Source organism: Nitrosomonas europaea, assembly GCF_900167395.1.
Taxonomy (GTDB): Bacteria; Pseudomonadota; Gammaproteobacteria; order Burkholderiales; family Nitrosomonadaceae; genus Nitrosomonas; species Nitrosomonas europaea.
Genome location: NZ_FUWK01000008.1, coordinates 59,631 through 72,287, shown reverse-complemented (window position 1 = coordinate 72,287; position 12,657 = coordinate 59,631). Strand labels below are relative to the sequence as shown.

14 protein-coding genes and 1 tRNA gene are annotated in these 12,657 nt (G+C 48.4%); 4 read left to right on the top strand and 11 right to left on the bottom strand.

All coding sequences use genetic code 11. The features are described from left to right. From B5D58_RS04535 to B5D58_RS14355, 3 genes are all read left to right on the top strand, one after another. The coding region (locus tag B5D58_RS04535; protein ID WP_143779547.1) for an integrase core domain-containing protein at positions 1-259 on the top strand (259 nt) is incomplete at its 5' end. Between the two features lie 290 nt (positions 260-549). Continuing rightward, positions 550-789, top strand: a complete 240-nt coding sequence (mazE, locus tag B5D58_RS14540; RefSeq protein ID WP_041356549.1) for a type II toxin-antitoxin system MazE family antitoxin — start codon at positions 550-552, stop codon at positions 787-789. Positions 790-807: 18 nt separating this feature from the next. Continuing rightward, positions 808-942, top strand: a complete 135-nt coding sequence (locus tag B5D58_RS14355; RefSeq protein ID WP_307777396.1) for a type II toxin-antitoxin system PemK/MazF family toxin — start codon at positions 808-810, stop codon at positions 940-942. 207 nt (positions 943-1,149) lie between these two features. On the opposite strand, the gene B5D58_RS04520 is transcribed toward B5D58_RS14355, so the two are convergent. From B5D58_RS04520 to secA, 7 genes are all read right to left on the bottom strand, one after another. Next, positions 1,150-1,225 (bottom strand) — tRNA-Thr (locus B5D58_RS04520). 17 nt (positions 1,226-1,242) lie between these two features. Next, the gene (locus B5D58_RS04515; RefSeq protein ID WP_011111425.1) at positions 1,243-1,677 is read right to left on the bottom strand and encodes a ClpXP protease specificity-enhancing factor; all 435 of its coding nucleotides are present in this window, start codon (positions 1,675-1,677) and stop codon (positions 1,243-1,245) included. Next, on the bottom strand, positions 1,674-2,273 hold the full coding sequence (locus B5D58_RS04510) for a glutathione S-transferase N-terminal domain-containing protein (protein ID WP_011111424.1): 600 nt from the start codon (positions 2,271-2,273) through the stop codon (positions 1,674-1,676). The genes B5D58_RS04515 and B5D58_RS04510 overlap by 4 nt, the downstream gene beginning before the upstream one ends. Positions 2,274-2,321: 48 nt before the next feature. Beyond that, on the bottom strand, positions 2,322-3,026 hold the full coding sequence (locus tag B5D58_RS04505) for a cytochrome c1 (RefSeq protein WP_011111423.1): 705 nt from the start codon (positions 3,024-3,026) through the stop codon (positions 2,322-2,324). Then, entirely contained in the window at positions 3,023-4,270 is a 1,248-nt protein-coding gene (locus tag B5D58_RS04500; protein ID WP_011111422.1) for a cytochrome b, read from the bottom strand. Before B5D58_RS04500 ends, B5D58_RS04505 begins: the two co-directional genes overlap by 4 nt. 1 nt (position 4,271) lies before the next feature. Beyond that, complete coding sequence (gene petA, locus B5D58_RS04495; protein ID WP_011111421.1) at positions 4,272-4,877, bottom strand: ubiquinol-cytochrome c reductase iron-sulfur subunit; 606 nt, start codon at positions 4,875-4,877, stop codon at positions 4,272-4,274. A 176-nt stretch (positions 4,878-5,053) separates the two neighbouring features. After that, a complete protein-coding gene (gene secA / locus B5D58_RS04490) occupies positions 5,054-7,783 on the bottom strand; it encodes a preprotein translocase subunit SecA (protein ID WP_011111420.1) in 2,730 nt (909 codons plus the stop codon). 517 nt (positions 7,784-8,300) lie between these two features. Here secA and B5D58_RS04485 point away from each other — a divergent pair. Continuing rightward, positions 8,301-8,756 carry a DciA family protein gene (locus B5D58_RS04485; RefSeq protein WP_011111419.1) on the top strand — a complete coding sequence of 152 codons (456 nt, stop codon included), beginning with the start codon at positions 8,301-8,303 and terminating at the stop codon, positions 8,754-8,756. Between the two features lie 17 nt (positions 8,757-8,773). Here B5D58_RS04485 and B5D58_RS04480 read toward each other — a convergent pair whose 3' ends face one another. Genes B5D58_RS04480 through B5D58_RS04465 form a run of 4 tightly spaced genes read right to left on the bottom strand, consistent with a single transcriptional unit; the run spans position 8,774 to position 12,656 of the window. Then, on the bottom strand, positions 8,774-9,421 hold the full coding sequence (locus B5D58_RS04480; protein ID WP_011111418.1) for a DUF2959 domain-containing protein: 648 nt from the start codon (positions 9,419-9,421) through the stop codon (positions 8,774-8,776). 52 nt (positions 9,422-9,473) lie between these two features. Beyond that, on the bottom strand, positions 9,474-10,439 hold the full coding sequence (locus B5D58_RS14045; RefSeq protein WP_011111417.1) for a hypothetical protein: 966 nt from the start codon (positions 10,437-10,439) through the stop codon (positions 9,474-9,476). A gap of 14 nt (positions 10,440-10,453) precedes the next feature. Continuing rightward, positions 10,454-11,455 carry a diacylglycerol kinase family protein gene (locus tag B5D58_RS14040; protein WP_050731298.1) on the bottom strand — a complete coding sequence of 334 codons (1,002 nt, stop codon included), beginning with the start codon at positions 11,453-11,455 and terminating at the stop codon, positions 10,454-10,456. Next, positions 11,427-12,656, bottom strand: a complete 1,230-nt coding sequence (locus tag B5D58_RS04465) for a CDP-alcohol phosphatidyltransferase family protein (protein ID WP_041357085.1) — start codon at positions 12,654-12,656, stop codon at positions 11,427-11,429. The genes B5D58_RS14040 and B5D58_RS04465 overlap by 29 nt, the downstream gene beginning before the upstream one ends. Between the last annotated feature and the right edge of the window lies 1 nt (position 12,657).

The window sequence follows — 12,657 nt, the reverse complement described above, 5'->3', positions numbered from 1 at the left end:
GAAAGCCAATCATCCGCAGACCAACGGTATTTGCGAACGCTTTCACAAAACCATCTTGCAGGAGTTCTACCAGGTGACATTCCGGCGCAAGATTTACCAGTCCATTGAAGAGTTACAACACGATCTGGATGATTGGATGGCGTACTACAACAGTGTGCGGACTCACCAGGGAAAAATGTGCTGTGGACGCACCCCGATGCAAACTTTAATTGACGCTAAGGAGATATGGGACGATAAAATTACCGAATTGAATAACTGAATCTGATCTAACAGGCACTCGTCAAATCGGGTAACTGTCAGATCAGATCTCAACTACTACATATAAAGACACTTGACTTCCATCATCCATATCATTAGCATCATCAACGAGATTGCTTCTCATTATTAATCATTCTCTCCATGCAATCTCACCCTCCTCATCCCGGGCGTCTCTCTACCCACCCCTAATCGTCCGGGATTTCTTCCTGCTCCTTTATGTTGAACAAGAAACTACTTCAGCATCCAGTGCACCGAATACACCAATAGCAGATCAATGTACGGCTTTAACCTCTGCATCGGCAAACACATAGAGTAACTATTACACTCGACGATGAAACTTTTGCTTTTTTGAATAATGTGGCAAGCAACAATCACAGCGCCTACATTAATCAGCTCTTAAAACAGGAACACAAAAATTTCCTTCAGACAGCTTTGCGCAAAGTAAATCAGGAAGAGGCAGAGGATACAAGCTATCAGGAAGAATTACAGGCATGGGACAGTACGCTGTCAGATGGATTAATCAATGACTGATTTCAAGCAACTGGATATATTTACTGGGTTGATCTTGAGCCGACGAAAGGTGTAGAAACAAGAAAACTGAGGCCATGTGTAATAATCCAGAGTGACTTGGTTAACATTCAATCCAGAACATTAATAGTTGCCCCTTTGCTCCCTCAAGCATAAACCTTGGCCTTTTGCAGTAAATCTGGACGCACTGCAGGAACTGGAGGGTTGGGAGTCGGCAGATATGGTAAGGCAATACGCTCATTTTTCCAGCGCCATCTGGCCAGATATGCGGAAGAAACGAGCGGTGAACTCCACTAATAGTTACGTTTCTGGGGGCAGATAAGAATCCGAATCAGAAGATAATCTTGTAACCTATTGATTTAATGGTGCCGGCAGCAAGAATTGAACTCGCGACCTTCTGATTACAAATCAGCTGCTCTACCAACTGAGCTATGCCGGCAAATGGAAAGAATCGAACTACTTTATGATTTTCAGAGAAGGTTTACCCCGTTTACCTTCAATGGATAAAACCTGGCTATCCTGTGAAACAGCGTGATCCACGTCACCTTCCTGTTTATCAGCAACAGCTGTTTTACTGATCTCCGGAGTAAAAGTAAGCCCCTGACCTGATTCTCTGGCAAATATGGCAATCACCGCTCCAATCATAATCTCGACTTTCCTTGATACTCCGTTAAAGCGTGCTACAAATTGAATCGTTTCATTATCGATCAGCAAGTCACTTGTTGCCTGGTAACTTATATTGAGTATTATTTCTCCATCCTTGAATAATTCGGCAGGAATACCCGAGCAACCGCTCTCCAGTACCGAAACATGCGGGCAGTTCATGTTGTCGGTACACCACTGGTGTACTGCACGTATTAAATAAGGCTTGATTGAAGAAACATCGCTCATTTACGCATCAACTTCTCAGATGGAGTCAATGCATCAATAAACAAGGGTCTACTGAAAAGCCGCTCGGCATATTTCAGCAATGGTGCCGCCTGCTTTGGCAGCTTGACACCATAGTGATCAAGTCGCCATAACAAGGGAGCAATCGCCACATCCAGCATGGTATATTCATCCCCAAGCATGTATTTCTGCTTCTCGAAGATAGGAGCAATCATTGTCAGCCCGTCCGCTATCTCCGCACGTGCTTTATCTGCTGTTTTATGATCTCCCTGTTCCAGAGATTCTATATGGCAGAAAAGCTCTTTCTCGAACCGGTGCAGCAATAGTCTTGCACGAGCTCGCATCACCGGCTCCGCAGGCATGAGTTGCGGATGCGGGAAACGATCATCAATATACTCATTGATGATGTTTGCTTCGTACAGTACGAGATCTCTTTCGACCAAAATGGGTACTTTACTGTAAGAACTGATTACAGCAATATCCTCAGGTATGTTGTTGGGATCGACATCAATAACCTGAAAATCCATATCCTTTTCGTGCAATACGATACGGCACCGGTGACTGAAAGGGCAAGTTGCCGTTGAATACAATGTCATCATAGCTTCTGTCAGACGAAACTGGTTACACAGAAACTGACTTTGAGGAGCTCAATGTATATCTCTCCAGTATTCTTTCTTGAGTAGATAGGTTAGTCCCAGCATACCAAACAGGAACAACAGCACAGTAATTCCAAGTTCCCTACGATAAGGTGCATGCGGTTCACCCAGGTAAACCATATAATTCACCAAATCGGCCACGAATCTATCGTATTCCTCTTTGGTCATTGTACCTGGCTTTGTTTGCACCAGATTTCCGGTCCCGGGTTCGAGCACCTGCCATCCCTGTAGATGGTGCAGGACATGGGGCATGGCAACTTTGTCAAAAATCAGGTTGTTCCAGCCACTATAGGTTGAAGTATCCTGATAAAAAGTACGCAAGTAGGTGTACAGCCAATCCGCTCCACGAGCTCGAGCAATGACGGATAGATCGGGAGGTACTACACCAAACCATCCCTCAGCCTCTTTCTTTCTCATTGCTGCTTCCATGAGATCACCCGTCTTTTGCCCGGTATGGATAAGATCAGCACGAATATCATCCTCACTCATCCCGATATCATGATGGCGGTTAAAACGCATGAAATTGGCACCGTGGCAAGTGAGACAGTATTCCACGAAACCTTTGGCCCCGCGCTGCAGAGATTCCTTATCAGCTCTGTCTATAGGAGCTTTGTCCAACTTAACTTCCTGACCGGAAGAATGTGCGACAAACGGAGCCAACAATATGGCCAGCAGTAAAAATTTTATCATTCTCATTTTGTTACATTCTTCGGTTCTGGTTTAGTTTTGTCTATTTTGCTGTACCACGGCATCAGGAGGAAGAAAGCAAAATAAATTACAGTAAAAATTTGTGCCAGCAATGTATACAGCGGGGTTGGAGACTTAGTACCCAGCCATCCAAGAACAAAAAAGCTAATCACAAAGAGGGTCAACGCAAATTTGAAATATGGACCCTTATAGCGGATCGATTTAACCGGGCTGCGATCGAGCCAGGGCAGAAAACAGAATATGACTACTGATGCTGCCATCAGAATCACGCCCCATAACTTGGCATCCACCCCCAGGAAATTTACCGTAACTGCACGCAGCATCGAATAATACGGTGTGAAATACCATACCGGTGCAATATGATCGGGAGTATGTAAAGGATTGGCTGGAATAAAGTTGTTGTCTTCCAGGAAATACCCGCCCATCTCCGGTGCAAAGAAAATGATTCCGCAGAATACGATCAGAAACCCGACCACTCCAAAAATATCCTTGACCGTGTAATACGGATGAAACGGTATGCCATCGACCGGCAATCCGGTATGCGGATCTTTGTTAGCTTTGATTTCGATACCATCCGGGTTGTTGGAACCAGTTTCATGTAAAGCAATGATATGCACGAACACCAGCACGACGATCAATACCGGCAATGTAACCACATGGTAAGCAAAAAACCGGTTCAAAGCTGCATCCGACAACATGAAATCGCCAAGAATCCAGTTTGAAAGCGTATCTCCGATAACCGGTATCGCTCCAAACATACTGACAATCACCTGCGCTCCCCAATAGGACATCTGTCCCCATGGAAGAATATATCCGGTAAACGCCATGCTCATCAGTACGAAGAAGATGGCCATCCCGATCAGCCACAGCAATTCACGTGGCTTCCGGTAAGATCCGTACATCATCCCGCGGAACATGTGCAGGTAAACCACCACGAAAAACATGGAAGCCCCTGTCGAATGCATGTACCGGATCAACCATCCAAAATCCACATCACGCATGATGTACTCGACTGATGCAAATGCCATTCCCGCATCAGGTTTGTAATTCATGGTCAGAAAAATACCTGTCAGCAGCTGGTTGACCAGCACAAGCAGTGCCAGTGACCCAAAGTAATACCAGAAGTTGAAATTCTTGGGAGCGTAATACTCGGACAGATGCGCTTTCCAGGTGATTGTCAAAGGAAAGCGCTTGTCTATCCATTCCATCATTGAATTTTGCTGTTTACTCATTTTAGGCGGACTCTTTACTGTCTGAACCGACCAAAAGCCGGTTGTCACTCAAATAGGTATAAGGAGGTACTACCAGATTGGAAGGGGCAGGAACACTCTTGTAGACACGCCCGGCCAAATCGAATTTGGATCCGTGACAAGGGCAGAAGAATCCTCCCAGCCAGTCTGAACCCAAATCAGCAGGTGCGATATCTTTTCGATATACAGGTGAACATCCCAGATGAGTACAAACTCCCAGAACGACCAATATCTCAGGTTTGATCGATCTTGTATGGTTCTGCGCATAAGGAGGCTGCTGATCCCGTTGTGAATCAGGGTCAGCCAGCTGGCTATTCAATTTTTCCAGGTTATCCAGCATTTCAGGGGTGCGCTTGAGTACCCAGACAACCTTTCCCCGCCACTCAGCCGTCAACAACATACCCGGCTCCAGTTTGCTGATATCCACTTCGACCGGTGCTCCTGCAGCTTTGGCACGCTCACTTGGCATCATGCTGCGTAAAAAGGGTGTCGCCACACCCGCACCAGCAACCGCACCAGCAACCGAAGTAGCCACCAGTAAAAAGCGGCGGCGCCCGCTCATCTTTCCGTTATCGCCACTATCTGTCATTTTCTAACAATTCCATTTCATTAATTTCCCGTCAACCAGCAACGCACTTAATTAACAAACCAAAAACAAAATCAATACCTGAGCACGTTAGTTCTCAAAGTGGTAATCCTATAAGGGGGGCCATTCTAGCACAGTCTGTGTCCACTGAGATAGATTGATTGCCAAGCTTACACAAACTAGTTCAATTTACCATGACATTGCTTGTATTTTTTGCCTGACCCGCAAGGACAGGGATCATTCCGCCCGACTTTCTCATTTTTACGGACAAATGGCTGCTGCTTGTTCTCGCGGTTTTCTGCTACTGGTGGCTGCTCTTCCGCCAGTTCACTGTGAGTATCATGATGGTATTCCAGATTTCTGAGTGCTGATGTTTCCGCAACTGATTCAACCTGCTGTTCACTGCGAATCTGTACCGTCATGAGAATTTTTGTCACATCGGCTTTAATGGCATCGAGCATACTGGTGAACAGCTCAAAAGCCTCCCGTTTATACTCCTGTTTGGGATTCTGCTGTGCATAGCCGCGTAAATGGATCCCCTGCCGCAAATGATCCAGTGCAGCCAGGTGCTCACGCCAGTGTGTATCTATACTGTGCAGCATGATCATCCGCTCATATTGATGCATGATAGGCGCACCCACCTGTTCAACCTTGTTCAGATAGCTCGTATCCACCAGCTCTATGATACGGTCATGCAGATTTTCTTCATGCAGCTCACTATCTTCCTCCAGCCATTTCTGGAGAGGAATTTGCAGATGAAATTCGCTGGCCAGTGCTTTTTCCAGCCCCGGAATATCCCACTGTTCTTCGATACTCTGTTCAGGAATATAACGATCGATGAGCTGATGTACCACGCTCTCACGAATAGCGCTGATCGTTTCTGAAACACCCTGCTCAGCATCCAGCAGTTCGTTGCGCTGCTGGTAAATCACCTTGCGCTGATCGTTGGCCACATCATCGTATTCCAGCAACTGCTTGCGGATATCAAAATTTCGGGCTTCAACCTTTCTCTGGGCATTTTCTATCGCACGTGTCACCCAAGGATGCTCGATTGCTTCTCCTTCCGGCATTTTGAGGCGCGTCATGATATTCGCGACTCTGTCCGAAGAAAAAATACGCAAGAGCGGATCCTCCAGAGACAAATAAAAACGACTGGAACCCGGATCCCCCTGCCGACCGGCACGTCCGCGCAGCTGATTATCGATCCGGCGTGATTCATGCCGTTCGGTACCGATAATATGTAACCCGCCCAATTTGATCACTTCATCATGTCTGGCCTGCCACGCCTGATGAATTTCTTCTATTTTTTTACTTTTGGCGGCTTCATCGAGCGTTTCATCTGCCCGGATACGGTTGATCTCCTGCTCCGGATTTCCACCCAGGACGATGTCCGTTCCCCGACCAGCCATATTGGTCGCGATGGTTACCATCTTTGGCTGCCCTGCCTGAGCAATGATATCGGCTTCTCTGGCATGCTGTTTGGCATTGAGCACCTGATGAGGCAATTTCTCCTTTGTCAGAAGAGCTGCAAGCAATTCATTATTTTCGATTGAGGTCGTTCCCACCAGAACAGGCTGTTTACGCTCGTAACAATCCTTGATATCTGCAATGATTGCCTGATACTTTTCCTGAGGTGTACGAAAAACCTGATCCATACGATCTTCCCGTGTCATTGGGCGATGGGTAGGAATCACGACTGTCTCCAGTCCGTAAATCTGTTGGAACTCGAATGCTTCCGTATCGGCAGTACCGGTCATGCCGGCAAGTTTTTCATACATCCGGAAATAATTCTGGAAGGTAATGGATGCCAGAGTCTGGTTTTCTTTCTGAATCGGAACGTTTTCCTTGGCTTCAACGGCCTGGTGCAAACCTTCTGACCATCGCCTTCCCGGCATCAGACGGCCCGTAAACTCGTCAACGATAATAACTTCGCCATTCTGTACGACGTAATGCTGATCACGGTTGTACAGTGCCCGCGCACGCAATGCAGCATTGAGATGATGAATCAGACTGACATTCATCGGATCATACAGACTGGATCCGGCAGACAGCAAACCCGCTTCACTCAGCAATTTTTCGGCATGCTCGAATCCTTCCTCGCTCAGCAATACCTGCTGAGTTTTTTCATCCACACTGTAATCACCGGGACTTTTTTCATCCTCCTGCCGGGTCAACCCGGGAATCAATGTATCGATACGTTTATAGATTTCGGTATCACCCTCAGCCATACCGGAAATAATGAGCGGCGTGCGAGCTTCATCGATCAGAATCGAATCGACCTCATCCACAATTGCAAAATTCAGCACGCGCTGTACCCGTTCCGCGCTATGTCCCACCATATTGTCACGCAGATAATCAAAGCCATATTCATTGTTCGTGCCGTAGGTTATATCTGCGGCATAAGCAGCCTGTTTTTCCTCATGAGGCATTTGTGACAGCACCACGCCGACAGTCAGCCCGAGAAAGCGGTAAATCTGCCCCATCCATTCCGCATCACGCTTTGCCAGATAATCATTGACCGTAACGATATGCACTCCTTTGCCCGATAGTGCATTCAGATAGGTCGGCAACGTCGCCATCAGCGTTTTTCCCTCACCGGTACGCATCTCGGCAATTTTTCCTTCATGCAGAACCATGCCACCGATCAACTGTACATCGAAATGGCGCATACCCAGCACACGCTTTCCCGCTTCTCTGACCACGGCAAATGCTTCGGGCAACAACTGATCCAGCTTCTCTCCGTTTGCGACACGCTGTTTGAACTCACTTGTCTTGGCGCGCAATTCCTCATCTGACAGTGGTGAAATCGCGGCTTCCAGCTCATTGATGGTGCGAACGATCTTCAAATACTGTTTTATCAGCCGGTCGTTACGGCTGCCAAAAATACTCTTTAGTAAATTACTCAGCATGGGAAATTAGTTGTTTGTCTATTAATGTAGAAACGTACTGTATTACAGATCATCTGCCGAATTTGATCCATTTCATAACAGAAGAATACTGGAGGCTGCTGTTTGTGAGCCGGCTTGCGGCCCGATCTGGAAAACACTGTCAATGATACGAATGAATGCGTCTGTGCAAGAGATGAGTGATACAACATTATGTCTTTGGGTTCAGCGCACTTAATAATGTAATGTGCGAAGTGCGGATAGTTTGCATTTTTTGTTTACCGGTTAACACTTCGCAGCCAAGATGAACACTTGCTGCTGTAACTTGCCCCGTTGTCGGGATAGCAAAACCCAGTCATACTACCATAATCGAAATGGTAAACAGAACAGACAAAAGCCGTCTCGATATCAGATTCACGTCGCACCAGACTCCACGGCACCCACTTTCCTGCAAACCTTTTACCCTGAAACCTGTCCGAACAACACCTTGATTTCCTGTTTGCATCATTCGAATTCATACGACCCCAAAAGGTGAAGCAACGTGCCCATCCTCAATCTGAACAACTTTCTGGCAGCTCTTGGTAACACACCCGATTATGGCCGGTTATTTGCCAGAGCAGAGCATCTCGCACAAGTACAAAAACATCTGCTGAATGCCGTTCCTTTCCAATTGAGAAATCAGTGTACAGTGGGTCAATATACCGCTGACGGGCTCTTAGTCATTTATGCAGGTAATGGCACCACCGCCACCCGGTTACGCCACCTTGCTCCATCGATCCGGCAAAAAATGAACAATGCTGGCGTCAAGGTTGAGAATATCAGGTTTTCCATCCAACCACAGTTACATTCCCTGGAATCCGGAAATGTTCGCGAAATCACACGTTCACTGAGTCAGACTGCAATCGAACATCTGGACAAGCTATCCGACTCACTGCCGGCAGGGTCTCCACTTCAATCTTCTCTCGCAGCTTTGCTGGCGAACAGCCGCCGCAAATAGCCATAAGCAGTTACTGCCTAGTTTTTCTCCATATTGCTGATAAATGTATTAGCTTCGTTGATGGATTTTTCCATTGCAGCAACCAGAGTCGAAACATTCGATTGCAATGTTTTCAATTCACCTTTCAATGAGGCGATTGCCCGGGCATTGAGATTATGCTTGAGGTACATGACCTGATCGTTGAAAACGGTCAATACGGGCTGTATCCTCGATTCTGCGTTTTTCATGGCCGCAATGAGCTGCTTGTAATACGACCTGGTCTCAGTCAGCCTGTCCTGACTGCTCCGTTTCAATGCCGGATTTGAATATTGCGTGATTTCCTGCTCCCACTCTCTGAATAATGCAGCTGAGACGTTTTCGATATCCTCGATACGACTTCTGACTTCCTTTGCTTTGTTCACACTCGCCTCATACTCACCGTTCAGTTTTTTATAAATCCCCTCAAGATCCCCTCCTTTGAAATTGGTAGCAGCAGAAAACTGCTCCAGAGCAGATTTGAATTGCTCTCGGGTTTCTTCCTGCGTATCTCTTGCTTTCTCCACCCGATAAACCAGCACATCCCGCTTCGGGATACCGATTTTTTCGAGTCCACTGTAATACATGGTGGAACAGGCCGTTAGGAAAATCGCAAAAATTACGGCAAAGAACCGGATTGAATACTTCATGATCGTCACTCCCCAATGAATTTCCCGGCAAATACCCGGATATTGCATCCGCTCAACGCAACACACCACGCCGCAGTAATTGCCACATGACTTTATAACCCCAGAGAATCGGATGACGCCTCAGCATAGGCGTAATTTCCACTTTGATGCCGGTATGGCGTTCAATTTTCCAGGCAGCATAATCCAGACAATCCCGGAAAGTCATCGTCGCCTTGCTCAACCGCAGAACCGACAGCACTCGGCCCTGCCAGCGCCGCAAACGCCAGTGGATACGTGCACTCAACCTTTTCAGTGGTGTGATCGGCCCGATATGATATCGTCCGTCAGCCTGTAAACTCAGCAGCGGAATCAAGGCAGGCATGGCCGCCGCAGTCAGCCGGCTGTAAATTTCCGGATCAATCCGCACCAGATGACGCGCGCGCGCTTCACGCTCTGCACGCAGCTCGGCGGCATAAGTCAGCATCAAACCGGATGCCCAGATCATCTCCAAGTCACTGGGTCCGGATTCAAGTACAGGCAGCGTCGTACTGATGAATTTGAGTACGGCACTCGCCTGCGCAGTATGAACACGCTTCCCGGTCTGATCGTCGCGGGCATAAAGCAATCTGGCCGGCTGTGCAAAACGTGCCCAGATATAAGGATGAAACCACTGCCGGGCGCCACGTTCAAAGTCTGCCGTCGAAATAACCGCATACTTTGCACGCATCACACCGGCTGCAGCGGGAACTTCCAGATAAAAGACATTCGGCGGCAGCCAGGCATTCAGACCGGCCAGCAGACGACCGGAATAAGCCAGCCGGTAATCACTGACCAGCACATAAAAATCGGCAATACCCTCAGTCAGATCAGAAGTATGCAGACAGGAGCCATATAAAACGACTGCATCCAGTGCCTCTCCGAAACGCTGTCTCAATGCATCGGTAAAAACCTGAAATGCCGGATGTACAGGTCGAGCATCCTGAATTGCAATTTCCTGTATCAGAAGATCAAGGATATTTGGTAAATCAGCGGTACCCATTCATATTCCTTTTTTCATAAAATGCGGAACAGAATCGGGCCATCGGCTGTAATTTTCAGCGGACCATTCCGGCTGGAAGCATAGTAGAGCTCACCATCCACGATATATTCATCATCCAGCCACAGCTCGATCGAAGCCGTGTTATAGCTGGTATAGCCGTCTTCCTTCTGCAAATGGTGACCACGCCCTGCGATCAGGGGCCAGATAGCGCGCCAGAACCGCCGACTGTGTTGCCCGATAAATGTCGCATGCAGCGGTGCCGGTTCCTGCCCCCAATAGGGGCGAATGCCGAGCAATAGCTTCTCCAGCGCACTGATGAGTGCGAACAGATACACTTTCTCGCTCAACACCCCTGTTTCATCTATTTGGGCAACACGTACCGGAGCCCATTCGGCTTGCGGACGCCCCAGAAACATGCCTATTAGCGAACGCAATACGATCACGACAGTAAAAATGTTACCGGTCATTCCCAATTGCTTGATCTGACTGCGTGAAAATTTTACGCCACGCGCAATCAGGCCGAGACCGAGCATCATTCCATACACATTCCTCATACCGGTCTGCTCGATACGCAGCACTGGTCTTCGTACCTGTTTCATGTCACCGGGTCGTTGCAGATGTTGCCTGATTCTGGACAAAATCTGCTCGGCTTGCCCATTCATTCCCAGATCCAGTGCGGTCATGTTGGTCGTTCCAGCGGGCACGATGGTGATTTCCGGCCACCTGTCCGGTGGCAGGCACTCAAACAGACAACTCATTACCCCTTGCAGAGTGCCATCTCCCCCCACAACGATCAGCCACCCGATCTTCGCTTCAACTACGACAGTGACAGCACGTTCAAACTCGATCTGATCGGTTGCCTGAATCTGTCTAATTTCCGGTAATGTTGCCAGAAGACTCTGCATCCGCGCAGTATGCTTGCGAAACCAGCCTCCCAGCGGGTTGTAAATCAGGCCAATCCTGGCAGGGATCAGATCCACCGCCGGGTTACTCGTTATCTGCGGCGGGATTGACATACCGTTGGGGAAAAGGTAACCGGGTAAATATTCTGACGGCAAGCTGCTGCCTGTCCCGAACGGGATCGATGTTCTCCATCCAGGAATGAAGCACACCATCCTGTGACCGGCTTTGCCAGGCAGCGAACAATCTGTAAGCGAGAAACAGAGTTGAAAGCAGATGCCACAATACAACCAAGATAAATCCGATATCCGGCCGATCTGCCATCCAGCCGGCAGTCAGCAGGATCAGATTCGGATTGCGCCGTGCGGTAATCAAACGATGGAACGAATCGACTTTACGCCAGATGAAAATATCAAAAGATGCCAGCCAGAACTGGAAAGCGCCTTCACAAAGACGGCCCCCCACATAGCCAATGAACATCAGCCAGACCAGCAATTCGAGATCCGCTACAGGTGTGGCGGTGGCCATGAGGCCCACCCCCCAGGCCAGATACCACAACGGCGGATGAATGATATCCAGACCGTGATCCAGCACATCGCCCAGCTTGCTTGATGTCAGCGTGACACGCGCCAGCTTGCCATCGACCGTATCCAGAAAAGTCATCAGCCACGCCATGATCAGGCCGATACCAAACGCGCCATACCAGAATGCCACGCCTGCCAGCACCGCCAGAACCAGACTGAGCAGCGTCACATGATTGGGCTTCAGACCCAGTCGAACACACAGGCGCGTTACCATAAACGCCGGCCAGGGCCATAGCCATTTGGTGACCAGATCGGTTACACCCTTATAGGATGCGGCAAACAGCTCTGATTCAAGCTCGGCCTGGTTACAACGCCGGATCGGCAATACATAGGGCGGATCCTTCTTCTTCAGATTCTGCTGTACCTGAATCGGGAGGTCTTTCAAGGTACGAACGGGAAGATCGTCAGGTGCCGGTCTTTTTTCGTTCAGTACTTCACACATCGCAGCGGCATTTTTCCCGTCAATCAGAATCGCAACCGGAGTCTCATCCATAGGAGCCACGAGTACGGCCGGTTCATGCAATGCCATCAGCGCACTGATCACTCTGCTATCGAACAGATAGTCAGCACGCAGCAGCAACACGGGATCCGTTTCGGTCAATTGTGATACCTCTTTCACCACTGCAACCGTCTTGATCGTTCCCAGCATCCGCTCGAGGCGCGTACGCCCATCCATCCCCCACAGACTGGTTTTACTGTTGCCGATAATGTGAACGAAGAAAGCAGTAGTCATA

Bases quoted from the DNA above. Each gene is read 5' to 3' on its own strand.
- B5D58_RS04515 (WP_011111425.1), bottom strand. From the start codon at position 1,677: ATGAGCGATGTTTCTTCAATCAAGCCTTATTTAATACGTGCAGTACAC.
- B5D58_RS04510 (WP_011111424.1), bottom strand. From the start codon at position 2,273: ATGATGACATTGTATTCAACGGCAACTTGCCCTTTCAGTCACCGGTGC.
- B5D58_RS04505 (WP_011111423.1), bottom strand. From the start codon at position 3,026: ATGAGAATGATAAAATTTTTACTGCTGGCCATATTGTTGGCTCCGTTT.
- B5D58_RS04500 (WP_011111422.1), bottom strand. From the start codon at position 4,270: ATGAGTAAACAGCAAAATTCAATGATGGAATGGATAGACAAGCGCTTT.
- petA (WP_011111421.1), bottom strand. From the start codon at position 4,877: ATGACAGATAGTGGCGATAACGGAAAGATGAGCGGGCGCCGCCGCTTT.
- secA (WP_011111420.1), bottom strand. From the start codon at position 7,783: ATGCTGAGTAATTTACTAAAGAGTATTTTTGGCAGCCGTAACGACCGG.
- B5D58_RS04480 (WP_011111418.1), bottom strand. From the start codon at position 9,421: ATGAAGTATTCAATCCGGTTCTTTGCCGTAATTTTTGCGATTTTCCTA.
- B5D58_RS14045 (WP_011111417.1), bottom strand. From the start codon at position 10,439: ATGGGTACCGCTGATTTACCAAATATCCTTGATCTTCTGATACAGGAA.
- B5D58_RS14040 (WP_050731298.1), bottom strand. From the start codon at position 11,455: ATGTCAATCCCGCCGCAGATAACGAGTAACCCGGCGGTGGATCTGATC.
- B5D58_RS04465 (WP_041357085.1), bottom strand. From the start codon at position 12,656: ATGACTACTGCTTTCTTCGTTCACATTATCGGCAACAGTAAAACCAGT.